The 18,289-nt window shown below is 59.5% G+C and carries 18 protein-coding genes; 4 read left to right on the forward strand and 14 right to left on the reverse strand.

All coding sequences use genetic code 11. From position 1 onward, the window contains the following. Positions 1-80 precede the first annotated feature (80 nt). The 5 genes from AC50YL_RS12745 to AC50YL_RS12765 form a co-directional block, all read right to left on the reverse strand. On the reverse strand, positions 81-1,343 hold the full coding sequence (locus AC50YL_RS12745) for an alkaline phosphatase (RefSeq protein WP_494832360.1): 1,263 nt from the start codon (positions 1,341-1,343) through the stop codon (positions 81-83). Between the two features lie 200 nt (positions 1,344-1,543). Next, on the reverse strand, positions 1,544-2,332 hold the full coding sequence (locus AC50YL_RS12750; protein ID WP_494832361.1) for a sugar phosphate isomerase/epimerase family protein: 789 nt from the start codon (positions 2,330-2,332) through the stop codon (positions 1,544-1,546). A 28-nt stretch (positions 2,333-2,360) separates the two neighbouring features. Beyond that, positions 2,361-2,756, reverse strand: coding sequence for a hypothetical protein (locus AC50YL_RS12755; RefSeq protein WP_494832362.1), 396 nt, complete (start codon positions 2,754-2,756; stop codon positions 2,361-2,363). Between the two features lie 21 nt (positions 2,757-2,777). After that, positions 2,778-3,077 carry a hypothetical protein gene (locus tag AC50YL_RS12760; RefSeq protein WP_494832363.1) on the reverse strand — a complete coding sequence of 100 codons (300 nt, stop codon included), beginning with the start codon at positions 3,075-3,077 and terminating at the stop codon, positions 2,778-2,780. Beyond that, a complete protein-coding gene (locus AC50YL_RS12765; RefSeq protein WP_494832364.1) occupies positions 3,074-3,682 on the reverse strand; it encodes a hypothetical protein in 609 nt (202 codons plus the stop codon). The genes AC50YL_RS12760 and AC50YL_RS12765 overlap by 4 nt, the downstream gene beginning before the upstream one ends. 331 nt (positions 3,683-4,013) lie before the next feature. On the opposite strand from AC50YL_RS12765, the gene AC50YL_RS12770 reads away from it, so the two are divergent. From AC50YL_RS12770 to AC50YL_RS12780, 3 genes are all read left to right on the forward strand, one after another. Continuing rightward, positions 4,014-5,855, forward strand: coding sequence for a DEAD/DEAH box helicase (locus AC50YL_RS12770; protein ID WP_494832366.1), 1,842 nt, complete (start codon positions 4,014-4,016; stop codon positions 5,853-5,855). Next, complete coding sequence (locus AC50YL_RS12775; protein WP_494832367.1) at positions 5,852-6,808, forward strand: YqhG family protein; 957 nt, start codon at positions 5,852-5,854, stop codon at positions 6,806-6,808. Before AC50YL_RS12770 ends, AC50YL_RS12775 begins: the two co-directional genes overlap by 4 nt. A gap of 171 nt (positions 6,809-6,979) precedes the next feature. Next, positions 6,980-7,873 (forward strand): hypothetical protein, encoded by an 894-nt coding sequence (locus tag AC50YL_RS12780; protein ID WP_494832369.1) that lies wholly within the window; start codon positions 6,980-6,982, stop codon positions 7,871-7,873. A 12-nt stretch (positions 7,874-7,885) separates the two neighbouring features. Here the strand turns inward: AC50YL_RS12780 and AC50YL_RS12785 are convergent, their stop codons facing one another. Further along, positions 7,886-8,068: a YqzE family protein gene (locus tag AC50YL_RS12785; RefSeq protein ID WP_161745108.1), complete on the reverse strand. Its 183-nt coding sequence runs from the start codon at positions 8,066-8,068 to the stop codon at positions 7,886-7,888. A gap of 148 nt (positions 8,069-8,216) precedes the next feature. On the opposite strand from AC50YL_RS12785, the gene AC50YL_RS12790 reads away from it, so the two are divergent. Then, on the forward strand, positions 8,217-8,993 hold the full coding sequence (locus AC50YL_RS12790; RefSeq protein WP_494832371.1) for an N-acetylmuramoyl-L-alanine amidase family protein: 777 nt from the start codon (positions 8,217-8,219) through the stop codon (positions 8,991-8,993). Here AC50YL_RS12790 and AC50YL_RS12795 read toward each other — a convergent pair. The 8 genes from AC50YL_RS12795 to AC50YL_RS12830 all read right to left on the reverse strand — a co-directional run bounded on the left by AC50YL_RS12795 (position 8,961) and on the right by AC50YL_RS12830 (position 18,242). Further along, entirely contained in the window at positions 8,961-9,797 is an 837-nt protein-coding gene (locus AC50YL_RS12795) for a divergent polysaccharide deacetylase family protein (protein WP_494832373.1), read from the reverse strand. The two genes, AC50YL_RS12790 and AC50YL_RS12795, sit on opposite strands and share 33 nt — an antisense overlap. Before the next feature lie 116 nt (positions 9,798-9,913). Further along, positions 9,914-10,330, reverse strand: a complete 417-nt coding sequence (locus AC50YL_RS12800) for an exosporium protein C (RefSeq protein WP_494832374.1) — start codon at positions 10,328-10,330, stop codon at positions 9,914-9,916. 110 nt (positions 10,331-10,440) lie between these two features. Next, positions 10,441-10,986, reverse strand: a complete 546-nt coding sequence (locus AC50YL_RS12805) for an HAD family hydrolase (protein WP_494832376.1) — start codon at positions 10,984-10,986, stop codon at positions 10,441-10,443. A gap of 43 nt (positions 10,987-11,029) precedes the next feature. After that, on the reverse strand, positions 11,030-13,429 hold the full coding sequence (locus AC50YL_RS12810) for a glycoside hydrolase family 95 protein (protein WP_494832378.1): 2,400 nt from the start codon (positions 13,427-13,429) through the stop codon (positions 11,030-11,032). Between the two features lie 82 nt (positions 13,430-13,511). After that, positions 13,512-15,335 (reverse strand): right-handed parallel beta-helix repeat-containing protein, encoded by a 1,824-nt coding sequence (locus tag AC50YL_RS12815; protein ID WP_494832379.1) that lies wholly within the window; start codon positions 15,333-15,335, stop codon positions 13,512-13,514. A gap of 148 nt (positions 15,336-15,483) precedes the next feature. Beyond that, on the reverse strand, positions 15,484-15,990 hold the full coding sequence (locus AC50YL_RS12820) for a hypothetical protein (protein WP_494832381.1): 507 nt from the start codon (positions 15,988-15,990) through the stop codon (positions 15,484-15,486). A 60-nt stretch (positions 15,991-16,050) separates the two neighbouring features. Continuing rightward, a complete protein-coding gene (locus AC50YL_RS12825; RefSeq protein WP_494832383.1) occupies positions 16,051-16,224 on the reverse strand; it encodes a hypothetical protein in 174 nt (57 codons plus the stop codon). Between the two features lie 335 nt (positions 16,225-16,559). Then, positions 16,560-18,242, reverse strand: a complete 1,683-nt coding sequence (locus AC50YL_RS12830; protein ID WP_494832385.1) for a type 2 periplasmic-binding domain-containing protein — start codon at positions 18,240-18,242, stop codon at positions 16,560-16,562. Positions 18,243-18,289 lie beyond the last annotated feature (47 nt).

Here is an 18,289-nt window from a genome sequence, read left to right on the forward strand (position 1 = left end):
AAATATACATTTTATCGCATTAAAATTCAATATAAAAAGCTGCCTCCTCGAGAGGAGACAGCCTTTATTCGCTTGCTTGCTTATTTAGGAAGCTTAATGCCCATGGCTTGCGCCAGGCGGGTGAAGATGCCCGTATTCTCGTAAACGCCCGAGAACAGCTCGGCGCCCGTACCCATTACCGTTACCGGTACGTCAACCGCCGTGTGGCCCGAAGTCGTCCAGTCCACGACGAAGTTCATTTTCGACTTCGCGATGGCGAACGGTCCGTCTTCTTTGGAGATTTTGTCGCCCGACTCGTCGTTAGCGTCGACTTCTTCGATCGAGAAGCCGCCGGTTTCGTGGTCAGCCAGCACGAGGACAAGCGTGTCCGGATGCGCTTTAGCGTAGTTTGTCGCGATGCGAACCGATTTGTCCAGCTCTTGGCCGGCTTTGATCGTCAGTTTCGCGTTGTTGGAGTGCGCCATTTCGTCCGTTGCTTCCTCTTCGACCATCAGGAAGAAACCTTTTTTGTTCGTGGACAGCGTGTCTAGCGCTTTTTTCGTCATGTCAGGCAGCGAAACGATCGGCGCGTAGATATCGCCTTCGCCTTCCGGACGTTGTTGGAACATTTCTTCGTTCGCGAACAGGCCGAGCACTTTGCCTTTCGCTTTTTGCATATCGGCTTTGTTCTTCACGTACGTGTAGCCGAGCGCTTTCGCTTTATTGACGAGGTTGCCCTGCGTGCCTTTGCTCTTCTCGGACGGATCTTCGGCAGGCTCGTCCTTGAACGCGCCGGCTTGTCCGGCCGGGTACCAGAAATCTTCGCCTCCGCCGAGCAGGACGTCGACTTTCGTTTTCGTCAAATATTGCAGCGCGATGTCGCTTTGTTTCGCGCGGTCTTCTACGTGGGAAGCGAACGCCGCCGGCGTTGCGTCGGTGATTTGGCTCGTCGTTACGAGACCCGTCGATTTGCCCATTTCTTTGGCATATTCATAGATCGTTTTGACGCTTTTCTTGTTGGCATCCATGCCAATCGCGCCGTTATACGTTTTCACGCCGCTTGCAAACGCCGTTGCAGCCGCAGCGGAGTCCGTTACCGGAATCGTGGAGCTCGTATGAATCAATCCGAGGTAAGGCATGGCATCCATCGCCAGTTGGCCATTTTCGCCGACCGTCGCAAGACGAATCGCGTCGCGTTGAGCCGTGCCCATGCCGTCGCCGACGAACAGAATGACGTTCTTTGCTTGTTTCGATGCCGCGGACGCTTCGTTAGTCTTGCCTTGCGCTGCGACAAAACTCGTCACGACGAGAGCCGCTGCCGTAATGCCAATCACAGAAGTCTTCCAGCCAATTGTGGATTTCATGAGTACGCCTCCTATTGTCTTTTCTATAGCATCATAGAATTCGAGTATTAAGAGGATGTACGAATCATGTTAAGATCCTGTGAAGCAATTTCCAATTTTGTTAGAATTCTTGAAAACGGACATCGCGTTCTCCGTCAAAATGCGATAAAAACCGCCGTGTGGAGAGACGCTTCCATTTGCGAAGCGGCCAAAGATCCGGCCTAGAGGGGATACCGTTCTCGTAAGCGCTGAACGGACTCCCGGAGCGCTTCGCCGGTTTTCACTTCGATCACCGCGGAGATACCGCGCGCTTTCGCGAAATCCAAGCGCCGATGAATCGGCACGTCGCCCGAATACAGCGTCTGATGATCCGACTGGGCGCGGCAATCATGCAGATGCATATGCCTGATCCGGTCGGCATGCGCGAGGAGCGCGGGCTCTTCCCGGAAGCCGGTCTTGGCATCGTGCCCCGTGTCCCAGGTCAGACAGAAATCGTCGAACGCCGCCAGCCGATCGAGCGCGCGACGGATAAAAGGGAGATGAAAATTGCAGGTATTCTCGATGCAAAGCCGAATGCCGCGCCGTTCCGCGTGGCGGTACAACGCGCGGTACGAATCCAGCAGCAGCGCGATGAATTCCTTTTCATAGGCGGCATTGATCCACTCCCTGCCGTCCGGCAGCGTGAAATAGATGCCGTTGTTCACGTGCATGTTCAGCGTCCCGATTCCCGCCAGGCTGGCCCAATCCATCGCCTCGAGGCAGCATTCCATATGTCCCTGCCGAATCCTCGGTTGAAAGGAAGCCAGGTCCAGCTCTTCCGGCAAATGCAGCGTAAACGCGATCCCCGTCTCCTCCGTGATTGCGCGGAGATGCGCATGCTTCAGGTTCTCCGGGATGCAGATCGGCAAATTCATGTTCAATTCGACGAAGTCCAGCTTTAACTCCCGGCATAGCTCCACGTTCTGCTCCAGCGTCTTGAACTCCACCAGCGTCGGCATGCCGAGCTTCATAGGATCACCCTTTCGGTCGAGCTTAAGTTTAACCGCGTTGCTTATCCATAAATTCCTTCACCTGATTCGAGAAAAGCAAGGCGACGCTTGTCGCGATCGCCACCAACAGCGTTAAGACCGTGATGACATTCATGATCAAGGGAGCATCGGACGCGACATGACCGATCGTTAATGCGAGAAACAATGACAGCGCATTGATCGTATTCAAGACGATATAGATCCATTTCGCGACTTGGCCGCCCTTATATATGAATACGCATACCAGGATCATCAGAATAAGTCCGGTTGAGTTATGATAGATGCCATATATCAGACTCATGTTGAACAACGCAATGAACAGCGACAGATTCGAAACGACGATGGAGAGTAGTATTTTTCGACCCGCTTGCTCTTGCTTATGAATGAAATCTTCCGCCGGTTTCATCGGTTCGCATGCTCCTTTTCGTTACCCGCGGCCGATGTCGTCCGTATCGCGGCTCATATCCTCGATGTCTTTCTCGGTCGGCAGATCCTTCTTGTCGAAATCTTGTTCGGCCGCCTCTCGCTGCATGAGCAACGCTTGCCGTTCGTGCGCCGATTTCCTTCTGTTCAGCCTTCTGACGATCCGTCTCTGGTCTTCCGACAAGAGAATCAACAAGGTAACGATCAAGGACAGATCAAAATACACGAGCCCGTAAATCGTGGTAAAAAAGAGAAGGCCCGCGTTCACGATCGCGATGCCGACGAAAATGGCGATGCCTCTCAATAGGACACCAGCCCGCCGACCGCGCAAGCCCTGAGCGCCTTGACCGTATCTTCGAGCACCTCGATTACTTCGGCGAAGTCCAGGATCTCCAAGGCTTGTTCCTTGGCCTCGTCCTTCATCGCAAAGTCGTCGGCCAACTCTTTGACGATAGCGGGCAGATACCGGTAATCGATCTCTTCCATCGCGATCGGCTCCGCCTTCATATCGATCAACTCCAACGCGTAATAATCGATCAATTTGCCGTTCAATCGCCAGAAATCCCGATAATACTTCCCTTTCGCGAGTTCCTTCTCCGGCTGCGGCAGCCATCTGATCCTAGGATCGTATATGCGCTCCGTCCAGATATGATCGGCAATCAAATGATAATAGTAGCCCAAGTAAAACGGCTCGCTCCCCTGCCGCAAGTATTTCGCGTTAAAGCCCGCCAAGTCGATATAGCGCTTCCCATCTTCGCCCTCGACGACAAAGTGCGAAACGCTCTTGGGCGCATGCATGTTTTTATTCACGTCCGGGGCGATTCCCCCAAGCAGAAACTGCCCGAGCGAGCCTTGTATTTCATCTGCGAGCATGGTCCCTATGCAATAATGCATGACTCTCGATCCCATCGATTAATCATCCTCTGTATGGTTTTCGATTTCCGATCCAATAGATTACGATTGCTTTCCATCGGCGGCGAGCGAAACCCGCCCTACTAAATAAGTACGAGCAACCGGCGCTTATTCCTGCCTTGGGCGAATCTTCGCGGCTAGCCGGCTAGCAAAATCCCGCATTTTCGTTCCCCAGTCCTATCGATGATATCGGCCTTCGCGTTGCCATAGGGATGAAAACGCTCCTTTCGCCTGCCCGCCTTATGAATTCCCGAATCAAGGGTCATACTAACTGCATACAGTTTCCGTTCATTCTGTCGGAATCTCACAAGAAAGGAGTTCCGCCCCCATGCATCCGAGTAAAGATTCCGCCAATGGCGAACAGCAGCTCTCTTCGAGTCCGAACGGCGCGGGCGCGGGAACGCCCAAACGCAAGCTTCTTCATCCCGGCGTCGAGCTTCATTACGACCGTACCTGGCTGCAGCAGCTGCAGGAACGCGTCGACCGCAACGGTCCTTGGGACGACTGGACCTTGTACCAGCTTGCCGTGGAAGCGGAACAATCCAAGCTGGTCAGCAGCTTCGACGACCTGCAGTGCCTGCGCAGCCTGCCTTCGTTCGAACCCATGCCGCATCAGATCAGCACCGCCCGCAAAGTGCTGCACGAAATGAGCGGCCGGGCGATCCTGGCCGACGAGGTCGGTCTCGGCAAGACGATCGAAGCCGGGCTCGTCCTGAAGGAATACATGGTCCGCGGACTCGTCAAACGCGCGCTTATCCTCGTGCCCGCCTCGCTGGTGCTGCAGTGGGTGCGCGAGCTGAACACCAAGTTCGGCATCTCCGCTTACGCGCAGAAGAAAGACCATTCCTGGGGCTATGACGTCGTCGTCGCCTCCATGGACACGGCGAAGCGCGATCCGCACCGGGACAAGCTCTTGAACCAGGATTACGACATGCTGATCATCGACGAGGCGCATAAGCTGAAGAACAAGAAGACGACCAATTACCAGTTCGTCAACGCGATGCGCAAGAAATACTGCCTGCTGCTGACGGCGACGCCGGTTCAGAACGACCTGGACGAGCTCTTCAACCTGATCACGCTGCTGAAGCCGGGCCAGCTCGGCGGCCAGAACGAATTCGCCGCGAATTTCGTCGTGGACAAGCGGCTGCCGAAGAACGAGGACCAGCTGCAGGAGGCGCTGCAAGCGGTCATGATCCGGAACCGGCGCGGCGACGGCGGCATTCATTTTACGAAACGGATCGTCAAGAATATCCGGCTGAAGCTGTCGACCGAGGAGCAGGCGCTCTACGACGGCGTCACCAACTTCGTGCGGGAACGGTTCGACGAGAATCATGGCGATTGGACGAGCATGCTGTCGCTCGTCACGCTCCAGCGCGAGGTGTGCAGCAGCCGCGACGCCGTGTTCCTGACGCTCGTCAACATGTTCAAGAAGACGCCGGAGGACTCTCCGGTTCGCGCGAAAATCTGGCAGCTGGTCGAGGTCATCCGCGGCATTCAAGCCAACACGAAGGCGGAGAAAGCGATGGAGCTCGTCCGCGAAATGAACGACAAGGTGATCATTTTCACGGAATACCGGGCGACGCAGGAATATCTCCTGCAGTATTTCCGTTCCCACAACATGGTGGCCGTGCCCTACAGAGGCGGCATGAACCGCGGCAAGAAGGACTGGATGATGGATCTGTTCCGCGGCCGCGCGCAGGTGCTCATCGCCACGGAAGCCGGCGGCGAAGGCATCAACCTGCAGTTCTGCCACCATATGATCAACTTCGATCTCCCCTGGAATCCCATGCGCGTCGAGCAGCGGATCGGGCGCGTGCACCGGCTTGGGCAGACGAGCGACGTGCACATCTACAACCTATGCACGATCGGCACGATCGAAGAGCATATCGTGAGCCTGCTGCACGAGAAAATCAATCTGTTCGAGCTGGTCATCGGCGAGCTGGATCATATTCTCGAGCGGTTCGAGAAGAACGAGACGCTGGAACAGCGCCTCGCCCGGCTCCTGCTGGAGGCGGGGACGAACAAGGACGCGCTCAAAGAAGGCATCGACCAGCTCGGCAGTTCGCTGAGCCGCATCCGGGACGAAGTGGAGCTCGATGAGCCGGTCGATCTCGGAGCGGTCGACGCCGTCCTGAACGCCGTCGGACAAACGATCGAGGTGAGACCATGAACGAGCGCCAAATCCACAAATTCGTGCAGCGTTACCTGGAAGCGACGGACTGCCGGATCGTCGAGAAATCGCCCGCGCATTTTCAAGTGAAGCTGTCCCCCCGCGCGGACCGGGATTTGACGAACCGCCCCTATTACTGGAGCTTCGTGGATCGGACCGGCGCCGAGCCGGAGACGATGTCCATGCTGCTGGTCACGGACAAGCACAAATACGACGAGGCGGACGCAGCCGCCAAGGACAAGCCTCCCGTTCAGCAAAAATCCGCCGCGGGTTCGGCGGGTGCCGCCGGCGAAGCCGCATTCGGCCGCTCGTTCGGTTACCTGAACAGCACGATCAACCCGAACGTGCGGGTGTCACGGGAGGATTTGCACTTCGGCGCGCGGCGGCTGGAGCAGCTGTTCCAGTCCGCCAAGCTCGGCGGGAGCTACCTGTGCCTGTTCCAAGAGCCGGAGAAGCGCACCAGCCACCCGCTGCATTCGACTGCTTACAGCGCCTGGCTCGGGGTTAATATGAAAGTAGAATTCCAGTGCGACATGAAGCGGGAAGAAATCCATTCCTTCGGCATCTCGCTCGCGACGGGCCAATGCTTGGAGCAGTTCAACGACCGGCTGCAGCAGCACAAAATGACGCCGAAGCTGCCGCCGAACGTCCATACCGCCAAAAATGCGATCACGCTCAACAAGGCCGCTTCCATCGCCGAGGGAATTCTCGAGCGCAAGCTGCGCGCGTACGATTACGGATGGGCCGACGCGGCCGCCCGGCGGTTGGAAGAGGAGCTGTCCACGATCCGCCATTACTACGAGCCGCTGATCGAAGGCGCGGAAGAAGAGCATCGCCCGCTCATCGCGGAACAATACGAGCGCAGGCAGGACGAGATCCGCTGGCAATACGAGCCGCGGGTCAGCGTCTCGGCGATGAACTGCGGCATCTTCTACTTGCAGGGCATCGGTTAGCGAAATTGCGACAACGCCCCCCCTTATTCCGGCAAAAATAGAACGGTGCTCGTCCCGCTTCCCTGACAGAAACCAACAACTTCCCCGCGCGCGCTGCGCTACAATTGAAAGTGTCTGGTGCTGTCAGCCCTTCGTCACCCTATTCTACAGAAACAGCAGGTGATGCCGTTTATGAGAAAATGGACCGCGATTCTTGCCGCTTTGTCGGTCATGCTGATCGTGAGCGCGCCGATGCGCACGGCTGCGGCATCCGTGCCGGAAGCCGCCCAATCCGCCGATACGCCGCTGCAGCGGCATGTCCGCACTTGGACGGACGCCTTGTCAAAGCAGCCGGCTTTCAATGCATGGAACGGCGCGTCCCGCTCCATCTCGCCGCTCGGACCGGGCACGCACGGCTGGCTCGTCACGTTCGCGCGCGCCGGCAAACCGGTCGGCTACATGATCGTGAACGCCACGCCGGAAGGCGGCTATCAGCTTGGCGAATACGGCGTCGGCCGGCATCCGGCCTTCGATCCCGATACGATGTACAACGCGCTGATCCGCCAGGGCTTAATCGGCGGATACGGAGAAATCGCCAAAAAGCCGCTCCGACTGGAACGGCTTTACTTCTCTCCGATGCTGGCCGCCTGGAAATGGACGGCCGCGAGCGGAGAAACGTATTATTTGGACGCTTGGACGGGCGAAGCGCTGCCGATCGACGAGCAGGCTTGGCTCGAGCAGACGAAACGGCCGGCAGCGCCCGGTTCGGCCGGCTCTCCGGAGCTCAGCAAACTCACGGCGGCCAAGACGAATCGGACCTTCGATCCGTTCGAACGCCTGCCTTGGCTGACCAACGCCCCGCTATCGGCGGAGCAGCTGAAAGGCTTAACCGGCATGCTGGACAAGCTGACCCAAGTCCGCTATACCGCCGAACTGTTTAAATCCACCGTGCTGTACGTGCTGCCCGCGGTCGGCTATCACGACTGGAACGACGGCCGATTGTACGTGGCTTTCGAGCAAAGCTTCCCCGGCACGCGGTATATTCCGATCGATGCGTTGAACCGGGAGGGGCATTTTTACAAGTAACCGGATCGACCGTCAGTCGCGGGATTTGATCCACTGGGCGAGCGCGAAGCCGCCCAGGCCGAACCATCGCGTCAGCCAAGGCTCTTTAGCGGCTTTGGCTTTTTTGCGGTTTTCTTTGCGCTGTTCCTGCGGCGTCTCCATATAATCCACTACTTTGCCGGTCATGAATTTGATGTAGTCCTCGGTCTTCTCCATGCTTCGAACACTCCTCTTCTTCAAATGATCGGTACGGAACTCCGTTATTTACAGTGTCCCCGCGAATCATTTCTTTCAAACATGCATGAGTTCCCTTGGTCTGTGCCACGCTAAGGATAATCATTTTGGAAATGGAGGAGGGATGACGATGCGCGATCGCCGCATGAAGCATCTTTCGTTTCGCTTGGCCGCGTCGTTGTGCGCGGGCGTTATCCTGTTGCATGGCGGCGGCTTGGCGAACGCGTCTTATTCGCGCGGAGCCGATCCGATCGATGAGGAATCCGCCCCGTCCGCGCAATCGCTGCTGGACAGCCAGCTCCCGACGGATTACAGCCGCGCGCTGCCGACCGCCCAGGTGCTCATCGACGTGGGCCACGGGGGCATCGACGGCGGGGCGCATCATGAAGATATTTTGGAGAAGGACATCAATCTCGCCGTCGCCACGAAATTGTACGCCATGCTGCAGACCGGCGGAGTACGCGCCATCATGAACCGCAGCGGCGATTACGCGCTGAGCGACGACAACCGGTGGAATCCGTCCGCGTCGCGGCATCGCCGCGACTTGTCCCAGCGCAGCCAGCTGACCAAGGAAATCAACACGCAGATCCTCGTCAGCATTCACGTGAACTGGGCTCCCGACCGGACGGAATACGGACCGCTCGTGCTGCATCAGAACGAAGGCGAAAGCGCGCTGCTTGCCTTTTGCATTCAAGACGCGCTGAACCGCAGGCAGAACACGCGCGGCCTTCCTCGCGTCGGCAAGCCCTTCTACCTGCTCAATGTCGTGAAGCAGCCCGCCGTCATCGTGGAAATGGGCTTCATCAGCCACGAACGCGACCGCGCCATGCTGACCGACCCCCGCAAGCAGGAGGAAATCGCGGCCGCTATCGCCTCAGGGGTGCGGAATTATATCCTTCTCCGCTGAAGGCACGACCATGTCGGACAATTTCACGAACTGCGTGTCGGCTTGCATCCGGGGAATGGCGTTCTTCAGCACGGCGGCGGTCAATTTGCCCGGCGGCCCGACATGCCCGATCGTGACGCAGCTGTCGTTGTCCTTCAAGTATTCGCGGAGCACGCCAAGCTGCTTCGTGATATGGCTTGCCGAATACACGTCGTCCAGGAACACTTGATTGGACAAGAGCGGGACGCCCAGCTCGGCCGTCAGCTTGGGCAGCACCGTCTTGTACGTGGTCCGGCTGTCCAGGAAGAACAGCCCTTTCTCCTTCACGACGGTCAGCACGACGCGCATGACCCGTTCGTCCGCCGTCGCCTTGGAACCCATGTGATTGTTCATCCCGACGGCATACGGCACGTCCGCGATCGCCGCCTCCACCCGTTTGCGGATCTCGGCATCGCTCATCGCCGTCGTGATGGCCCCGGGCCCGAGCCACTCCGGCTTGCCTCTGACCGGCTCCATCGGCATATGCACGATGACGTCGTCGCCCAGCTTGTGCGCGAGCTCCGCGTCCTGCTTCGTCGTTGGCATGAACGGCATGATGGCCGTCGTGAATTTGACGGGCAGCGCCATCATTTCCGGCGTGCCCGTCATGCCGTTGCCGAAATCGTCGATGACGATGGCGACTTGGCGATGGCCTTGAACCGATGTCGGCTTGCCTTCCGGAGCCGCGTTCAATGCCCGTCCCGATAGTGGAAATAAGGTCAGGCACAAAGCGGCGGCAGCCGCCGCGTTTCCGATCTTCTTTCTGCGTTTCCTGTTCATGTTCATTCGCCCTCTTTCTGCCGCATCACGTACATTGTTTGTGGAAAGAGGAAAAATTATGTATAAGCAAAAAGACGAGCAAGTGAATGCTCGTCTTTTTTGCGACCGATGAAAGGAAGAGATCAGACCGCGAATACGGCTGCGCTGAGGTTCATAGGGCCGATGATTTGGCCCGTCGTGCCTGCTGTCAGGTTTTCGACGTAAACGGAATAGCCGTGCGCGCCTGCAGCAACGTTGATGTCGATGACTTGGAACGTGATCAGGCCGTAATGCTCGAAGCCGGATTCCAACCCATGCAAGCCATAATAGATTTCTTGCGTTCCGCGGAATACGCGGAACAGCAGAGACGGCAAGCTGGCCACGCCTTGCGCGCCGAAGGAAGCGATCAGCTGCACGCGGTTGTTGTTGGCGTATTGCGGGAGAACGTAGATGCCAAGCTCCGCGAGGATGATTTTGTTCGGCGTGAGCGGAGCAGTAATCGCGACTTGGTTCGTAGCGACAGCCGGTACGCTGACGTTGTAGTTGATTAATTGTGCCATAGTAGAAGTTCAACTCCTTCCCTATCAGATATTTCCATTCTATGAAAACGGAAATGCTCTGGTGTGGACGAGTTGCTATTCAATTTTGGCGAATGGCCGAAATCCGCGTTTTATGCGGATTCCGTTTCCCGTAATCCCGCTTCCAATCGCTCGGCCAATTCCAGCAGCTCCAGGGGCTCGCGGATGACATGGACCGGACGTTCGCTGTCGTCGGCCGGCTCGTGCGGATAACGCGTCGTCCAGCTCAGGAAGACGCTGGCGATGCCGAGCGCGTTGGCGCCTTTGACGTCGCGGCTCAGGTTGTTGCCGACCATGGCGATCCGGCCGAAATCCGCTTCGCTCAGCTCGAGCGCGCCCGCCGCCGCGCGGAACATGCGCGGGCTCGGCTTGAAGGCCTTGATCGTCTCCGAGTAAATCATCGTGGCGAAATAATCGTAGAGTCCATGCTGCTTGTACACGTTCTTGAACGACTGCGCATCCCCGTCGGCGACGAGCGCCAGCGTGTACCCCCGCTCATGAAGCGTCTTGACCATGTCGGCCGCCCCGGGAATGAGGTCCGCGCTGACGACGATCCCCTCTTCGTCCCGGATTTCCGTCGATTCGTCGACGATGGTATCCCCGCTATCGAGGAAAAGAATTAATTTTTTTTCGCTCATGTTCGTTTTAGCTCCTTCTCTTCATGTTGTAACGCGGCGCGGGTTATCCGCCCGGCCGCACTAGATACGTCTCGCCGGCCTTGACGTCGAACGCGATGCATTCCGCTTGCCCGGCCGCTATCGCTACGCTTCGGCCGACATTGACGACCTCGACTTCATCGCGGGCGCGCAGCACGCAGCGGCCGTCGCGCAGCGGAACGATCGACGCTTCCGCGAGCTTGCCTTCGCGCCAGCGAATGCCGATCTCGAACCCGCCGCGCGCCCGCAGCCCTCTGACGGAGCCCTCCCGCCAATCGTCCGGCAGCGCGGGCAGCAGGTCCAGGCAATCCTGGTCCGATTGCAGCAGCATCTCGGCGATGCCGGCCGTGGCGGCGAAATTGCCGTCGATCTGGAACGGCGGGTGCGCGTCGAACAGGTTGGCGTACACGCCGCCCTTCTCGGAATCGGGCGGCTCGTTCTCGCCGACGAGCTGCAGCAAATTCGAGATGAGCTTCAGCGAACGGTTGCCTTCCCCGAAATGCGCCCACAGTCCGATCTTCCAGCCGAGGCTCCAGCCCGTGCCGTCGTCGCCCCTGCGCTCGAGCGACCGTCTCGCGGCCGCGAACAGCTCGGGCGTCGTCCGCTCCGTCAAGCGGCGGCCGGGGTAAACGCCGAACAGATGCGACGGATGGCGATGGTGGACGTCCTCTTCCTCGAAGTCCCGGAACCACTCCCGCAGCTGGCCGTGCTTGCCGATCCCCATCGGCAGCAGGCGCTCGAGCGATCCAGCCAGCTCCGCGGCGAACGCCTCGTCCGTCTCCAGGCGGCCCGCCGCTTCGATGCAATTGGCGAACAGCTCGGCGATGAGCGCGAGATCCATCGTCGACGCCATGCTGACGGCGGCCAAGCCGTCGCCGGCGCGGAATTTATGCTCGGGCGAGGTCGACGGGGCCGTCACGAGACGGCCTTCCGCGTCCTCGAACAGCCAATCCAGGCAGAACAGCGCCGCTTCCTTCATGACCGGATACGCGCGTTCGCGCAAATAGACGACATCGCCGCCGAAGGCGAAATGCTCCCACAGATGCTGCGTCAGCCATACGCCGCCCATCGGCCACGTGACCCAGATGGGATCGCCTGCGCCGTAATCGCCGACCGGCGAGGTCAGCGCCCAAATATCGGAGTTGTGATGCGCCGTCCAGCCGCGCGCGCCGTAATTGACGCGGGCCGTCTCCGCCCCGTTGACCGCGAGGCTGCCGATGAAATCCAGCAGCGGCTCGTGCAGCTCCGCCAGATTCGTCGTTTCGGCCGGCCAATAGTTCATCTCCGTATTGATGTTGATCGTATAATTGCTGCTCCACGGCGGCCGCGTCGACTCGTTCCAGATGCCCTGCAAATTCGCCGGCTGCGTGCCTGGGCGGGAGCTGGCGATCAGCAGGTAGCGGCCGTAATTGAACAACAGCTCCACGAGCGCCGGATCCTTCGCGCCGTATTCCGCGATCCGCCGATCCGTGGGCAACCCGGCCGGAGCCTTCGATGGACCCAGATCGAGTTCGACCCGATCGAAAAAGGAACGGTAATCGGCTGTATGGACGCTCTTGGCTGCCTCGTACGACATAGCAATCGCCTTGTCGAGCGCTGCCGACGCCGCCTTGGCGGCATCCCGGCCATGGCTCCCCGGCAGCTTGTCGAAGCCGTTGAAGCTGGTCGCCGCGCTCACGTAGAACGTCACGCTCGTGCTGCCGGCGACATAAAGCCCGTCGCCGTCCGCCGTCAGGCTGCCGTCTTCCAGCACGGCATGCAGATGGCTTTCGAAGCGCAGCGCTTCCGTGGCGGCTTCGTCGCCGTAGACGAGCGGCCGGCTGCTGCTGCCGTCATAGCTCGGAATCGCGATCTCCGGGGCGATTCCCCGCAGGACGAACCGCGTTCCGGATGCCGCCGTGCGGCTGCGCAGCGGACTCTCCAGCCGGGCGTGCACGTCCAGCGCGCCCGGCACGCTCGATTCAAGCCGCACGATCAGCGTTCCGTGCGGATGGGAGGCGAAGATTTCCCGCTTGTATGCTACGTTGCCGATCGTGTATTCGACCGCCGACAAGGCGTTCGCCACGTCGAGCTCCCGGACATAGTCCCGGTAAACGTCCCCGTGCCCGAAGCGCAGCGTCAGGTCCCCGAGCGGCAGGTACGCCTGGCTGTGCGGGCCCATCATGTCCCGGCACATCAGGTCCGCTTCGCGGTACTTCCCTTGCGCGATCAATTCCCGCACGGCCGGCAGAAGCTCCTTCGACCGCGGATTGTTCCAATCCCGAGGATGGCCGGACCAGAGCGTGTCCTCGTTCAGCGCGATCCGCTCCTTCTCGACGCCGCCGAAGACCATGGCGCCGATCCGGCCGTTGCCGACGGGCAGCGCTTCGGTCCAGGCGCGCGCCGGCGCCCCGTATTGCAGCTTCGTCGATGCTGCTTGATTCATAGGCTTGCTGCCTCCTCGCGTAATGCCCTCGTTCGTTTCATCGTCGTGCCGGCGTTCCCTTTCATCCAAGAAGGCCGTTCGCTTACGCTTCCAGGCGCAGCCCCTGTCCCGCATCCAAGCGCAGCTCGCCCGGCGGCATTCGATCAATCGAGACGACGCCGGCCGGCGTTCCTGCCGCGTCGATGCGATTGCCGGCGATCTCGGCCTCGCTGCATGCGGTCAGCCGAATGATGCTGCCGGCCGTCGGCGCATCTTCGCCGGATGAATCGTTGGCGGCGCGACCCTCCGGGGATGCCGGCACGATCGTATTGTTGGCGAAGCGAATTCCCCGGACGCTCTTCGCGTCCAGCGCCGCGGCCAAGGACGTCTCGATCACGTTGTCTTCGATCGCGATCCCGCTGTGCACCGGCATGCCGGAGTCGACCTCGCGGTTCTCCGGCGCGATATAGACGACGGGATGATCGGCGCTTCCGCATGCGAGAAACCGGTTGCGGCGTATCGTCATATCGCGTACCGGACCGGATTCGAACCAGTTCTCCGCTTCGTCGCACACGAACACGCCGCTCATCGTCATGCCGTCGAAGACGTTATCCTCGATGACGATCTTCCGGCGGGTCGACGCCAGAACGCCGCGCGTCGAGATACGCGCGAAATAGTTGCGCCGCACGTGCAGCTCCGGCGTCCAGGTCACGTTCTCGACCGCATCGCCCGCCGTTGCGCCGGGCGGCAAATCTTCCTCCAGCGTAAGCAGTAATTCCCGCGGGCTGATCGCCTCGGCGGCGCGCACCGTACCCGTACCGTACGCCCTCAGCGATGCGCTCCTCACGAACGCCACCTCGTCGCCGGGAAAAAACGCCTCGAAGCCGTACGTCTGCGGATGCATGAACCGCAATCGCACTTGATTGGCCGTCGCCGCCTCCGCGATCTGCAGATACGTGCCGTGCGCGTTGACCGCGTCGTCATGACCGCCGATGAACCGGCTGTCTTCGATCTCGACCCTGCCGCGGCAGCCGGATAGATGGATGAAATCCGCGAACGCCGTCACCGTCCGTCCCGTCTCGGGGCGCGGCGACAGGTCCAGCTCCGCGAAGCGAAGATGCTCGCTGTACTGGCAGACGATGCCCAGGCCGTGCATGAAATGAATGCCGGACTTGAGCAAGCGAACGTTGCGGCTTTTGTAAATAAACGCGCCTACCTGATCGCGAATGCCGTCGCGCACCTGCAGCACCCGGCCTACGGGTTGAAGCGGCGTCCCGGCGTCAAAGAAGAAGCGGAGACGGTTCGGGGCAAGCTCCTCGACCCGAGCGGCCTGCTCGCCCAAATTATCGATCCGCCAGGTTCTGTTCCGGGCCGGGTCGAATGCCTGCATCGGCCCCGCGTTGAAGCGCCAGCCGTCGCCGATCCAGTATACTTTGCCGTCCTGCAGCTCGTAACGGGAATCGGCGTGCACCTCGGCATCGAACCAATCGCCGCCGCTTGCCGAGATCGTCATTTCCGCCACCGTCGGAAGCGAATAATCCAGATGCAGATTGCGGATCTCGATATCGTCGCAGCCGTCCAGCGCGAGCATCGTCATTCGCCCGTGGATCAGGAACAGCGATCCGTTTCCTTCAAGCGTCAGCTGCGCCGCGTCCTTCAGCAGGATGGCGATCGTCTTCGTCACGTCGGGGTTTTCTTCTTCGCTGGCGGTATTGGTAATATAGTACTTCTCCCGCGCAGCCTCGTCCGGGTAGAAATCGTAACGCCCCCGCGGGCAGTCCAGCACGACCGGCCCAGCCGTCCGCGCAGCCGCTTCGATCGCGCGGCGCATGGCGGGCAGCGCATCGCGCCCCGAGCCGGGCTCCGCGCCGTAATCCGTTAACAGGATGCGGACGGCCGCATCCGATACATGATGATCGGTATTCATTGTCATCCTCCTGTCTGCTGTCTCCTGTCGACTATTGCGCAAAGCGATAGGTTAAGCGCTTAACCTACCATACAACGAATCCGTTCCCGCTTCAATACGGCGGGAAGAAATTATGCTTTCGCACGCGGACCTCGCGCGCGGCAGCCGATTATTCCGCCGCTTGCACCGCTACCGCTTGACCGGCTTGGAGCGTAAGACGCACCGTGCCGTCCGCGACGGGCAAGCCGGTCACGAGGGGCACCAGACCTGCCGCCGTGATGCGCAGGACGTTCGCCTGCTTCGCGCCGTTCCAATCCGGCGGCAGCGTCCACTGCTTGCCGAAGGAGCCGCCGCCGCTGAACGCGATCAGCTCCTTATGAGGCAGCCATCCGGCCGGCAGCAGAACATCGTCCCCTTCCTGCAGCGGGCGGCCCCGATGAACGACCGGTCGCCGGAGCGCGTCGACTTTCAGTCCGTCCTCGTACGCTGCAATCCCGTCTTCGTACGACAGTTTGCCGAAACCGCTCAGATAGACGGATTGCAACGTCGTCAAGCAGAACTCGCGCACGAACCGCGCCTCGAAGTCCTCGGGGTCCTCCAAGCCGAACAAGGCCACGCCCTGCATGCTTTGTCCGAACGCGAAGCCGAGCTCCGCATCGTTCGGCTCGAAAGGCATGCCGCCGCAAGCAAGCGACGCCGGCGCTCGAAACTGCGTAACCGCGTCGAGGTCGTTCCACTAGGCCATCGGCTGCAGGCCGATGAACGGATCGGAACGGAATCGCGCGAATTGCTCGCTCGTCACGTCGATCCCCCGCGAACGCCAGTACCGGTACAGCTTTCGCATCGCGGCCGTCTCGGTCTCCAGCGAGATGCCGTGATACGGGCTTGCGCGCGGGAAAAATGCATCCAAATGAACGGTTCCCGCCCCGCGCCAGCGCCTGCTCGAAGTTCAGCTTGACGTTCGAGCCGCCCTTGCCGTCCGGCTCGGCCAGAAACATTTTGGTCACGAGCGTCCGTTCGTAGGCATGCAGGTACGGCTGCCGCGTTGCCGTCCAATCGTAATAATCGCCGCGTATGCCGTCGTGCGACGCTTGTGCTTTCCATTCCGCGTTGCCGCTTGCGTGAGCTTTGTTTGTCATTCGAATCCGTCCCCTCCCGATTCTCTCCGGCCCATGCCGATCCTTGGACAAAAAAAAGAAAAAGGCTCCGCCCGAAGACCGCGCAGAGCCTTTCCCCTTTCTTGTGTTATTTGCCCAGTTTCGCCATTTCCGCCGTTACTTCGGCGATGGCGTCCTGCAATCCTTTGCCGTCATAGCCTTTTTGGGCGTCGTGCAGCATTTTCACCGGATCGTCTTTGCCGAGCACGATGCGGGTGAAGTCCTCGTCGAAGTTGATCGTTGACAGCTTATCCTTCGCCGGCGTGGACATCGAGAAGATATCGAAAGCCGTCGGGATGGGCTTGGCATTGTCCATCTGCCATTTCAGCTCGTTCTGAATGAACTCGACGACATTGTCGCCATATGCGGCACGGTTAGCCGCGTTGTCCTCCAGCGTGCTTGCATTGCGCCAAGCTGCCAGCTGCGCGACGATGTCAAACGACGGATATTCTTTATTCAGGGCGACGTAGGCATCGCCTTCCTTCGGACGGGTAATCGTGATCGCGCCGCTCGCGTCCTTCGTGTAATCCTTGCCTTCGATGCCGTAGTCGAACATCTCCTTGGCTTCCGGCGACAGCAGCCAGTCGTAAATGCTGAGGATACGGGACATTTTCGCGTCGTCCACTTCCGCGTTGATCATCGTCTCGGACCAGAACGACTGCGTCGTGTGACGATAGATCGTGCCGTCCGCCGCCGGCCACAGATGAAGAATTTTCACGTTATCGAAGAAGTTTTTGCCTGGGTTCGCCTTCTCCCACTCCGCCTTGACGCCATTGGAGCCGCTGACGGAATTGGACGCGAACGCCAGCGCGCCGGCTTTGCCTTGATAGAACTTCTGGTTCGCTTCGCCGGCCTTCTCGACCGCGAAGTCCGGATCCAGTCCGCCGTCCGTGTACAGCTGACGGGCTTGAACCATGACTTGGTCCATTTGCTTGGAGGCATAATACGGGATCCATTTGCCGTCTTCCTGCACCCAGCTGGAGTTGTCGAACTGCGGGAAGGTCGGCATGAAGACCCCTTTAAAATAACCGAGCGTATTCATGGCGATGCCCGTCGTATCGTTCTTGCCGTTGCCGTCCGGATCTTTATCTGCGAACGCTTTCATCATCGCGTCGAATTCGTCGAAGCTTTTCGGATCCTGCAAGCCGAGCTTATCCATCCAGTCCTTGCGTACGTAAATGGCGCGGTCAACGGCCCACATGTCCGTATTCGGGTACGTCATCCGCGGGATGGCGTACAGCTTGCCGTCGCGGTATACGCCCTGCACGTCCGGCGCCTTGGCCACCTTATCCAGGTTCGGGTAAGCGCTCAGATCTTCGGGAAGCGCATGTACGAGTCCTTGCGAAACCCATTGATTATACGTCGCCGGGTTGTCGTTCACGATGCTGTTGGTGATGATGTCGGGCAGCTGGCCCGCCGCGGACCATACTTGGTTTTTCTCTTTGTAATTGTCCCAGCCGATGTCGACGGGCTTCAGCGTGACGTTGAAATCCTTCTCGATCTTCTGAACCAGCTCGTCGTGCTGCTGGAAACCGACGCCGATGCCCCACCAGGAGAGGGAAATATCCAGATGATCCTTGTATGGATCATCCGTTGCTGCCGGCGTGTTCGCTGCCGCGCTGTTTCCTGCGCCGTTATCCGCCGCCGGCGCATTGTTCGCGCCGTCGTTCGCGGTATTGCCCGCGTCGTTCGAGCTGCCGCAACCGGATACGACAACGATGAGCGCCGCTGCGAGGAGACTGTTCAAGCCAATCCGTTTTGCTCTGTTCATCTTCGATTATCCCCTTGTCTGATATGATTTTATAATAAAAGCTTGTC

The sequence above is a fragment of the Paenibacillus sp. J22P277 genome (genome assembly GCF_059383675.1).

What these genes read in the sequence shown, in the direction of transcription:
- AC50YL_RS12745 (WP_494832360.1), bottom strand. Translation starts at nt 1,343, where the DNA reads ATGAAATCCACAATTGGCTGGAAGACTTCTGTGATTGGCATTACGGCA.
- AC50YL_RS12750 (WP_494832361.1), bottom strand. Translation starts at nt 2,332, where the DNA reads ATGAAGCTCGGCATGCCGACGCTGGTGGAGTTCAAGACGCTGGAGCAG.
- AC50YL_RS12755 (WP_494832362.1), bottom strand. Translation starts at nt 2,756, where the DNA reads ATGAAACCGGCGGAAGATTTCATTCATAAGCAAGAGCAAGCGGGTCGA.
- AC50YL_RS12765 (WP_494832364.1), bottom strand. Translation starts at nt 3,682, where the DNA reads ATGGGATCGAGAGTCATGCATTATTGCATAGGGACCATGCTCGCAGAT.
- AC50YL_RS12770 (WP_494832366.1), top strand. Translation starts at nt 4,014, where the DNA reads ATGCATCCGAGTAAAGATTCCGCCAATGGCGAACAGCAGCTCTCTTCG.
- AC50YL_RS12775 (WP_494832367.1), top strand. Translation starts at nt 5,852, where the DNA reads ATGAACGAGCGCCAAATCCACAAATTCGTGCAGCGTTACCTGGAAGCG.
- AC50YL_RS12780 (WP_494832369.1), top strand. Translation starts at nt 6,980, where the DNA reads ATGAGAAAATGGACCGCGATTCTTGCCGCTTTGTCGGTCATGCTGATC.
- AC50YL_RS12785 (WP_161745108.1), bottom strand. Translation starts at nt 8,068, where the DNA reads ATGGAGAAGACCGAGGACTACATCAAATTCATGACCGGCAAAGTAGTG.
- AC50YL_RS12790 (WP_494832371.1), top strand. Translation starts at nt 8,217, where the DNA reads ATGCGCGATCGCCGCATGAAGCATCTTTCGTTTCGCTTGGCCGCGTCG.
- AC50YL_RS12795 (WP_494832373.1), bottom strand. Translation starts at nt 9,797, where the DNA reads ATGAACATGAACAGGAAACGCAGAAAGAAGATCGGAAACGCGGCGGCT.
- AC50YL_RS12800 (WP_494832374.1), bottom strand. Translation starts at nt 10,330, where the DNA reads ATGGCACAATTAATCAACTACAACGTCAGCGTACCGGCTGTCGCTACG.
- AC50YL_RS12805 (WP_494832376.1), bottom strand. Translation starts at nt 10,986, where the DNA reads ATGAGCGAAAAAAAATTAATTCTTTTCCTCGATAGCGGGGATACCATC.
- AC50YL_RS12810 (WP_494832378.1), bottom strand. Translation starts at nt 13,429, where the DNA reads ATGAATCAAGCAGCATCGACGAAGCTGCAATACGGGGCGCCGGCGCGC.
- AC50YL_RS12815 (WP_494832379.1), bottom strand. Translation starts at nt 15,335, where the DNA reads ATGAATACCGATCATCATGTATCGGATGCGGCCGTCCGCATCCTGTTA.
- AC50YL_RS12820 (WP_494832381.1), bottom strand. Translation starts at nt 15,990, where the DNA reads ATGCCTTTCGAGCCGAACGATGCGGAGCTCGGCTTCGCGTTCGGACAA.
- AC50YL_RS12830 (WP_494832385.1), bottom strand. Translation starts at nt 18,242, where the DNA reads ATGAACAGAGCAAAACGGATTGGCTTGAACAGTCTCCTCGCAGCGGCG.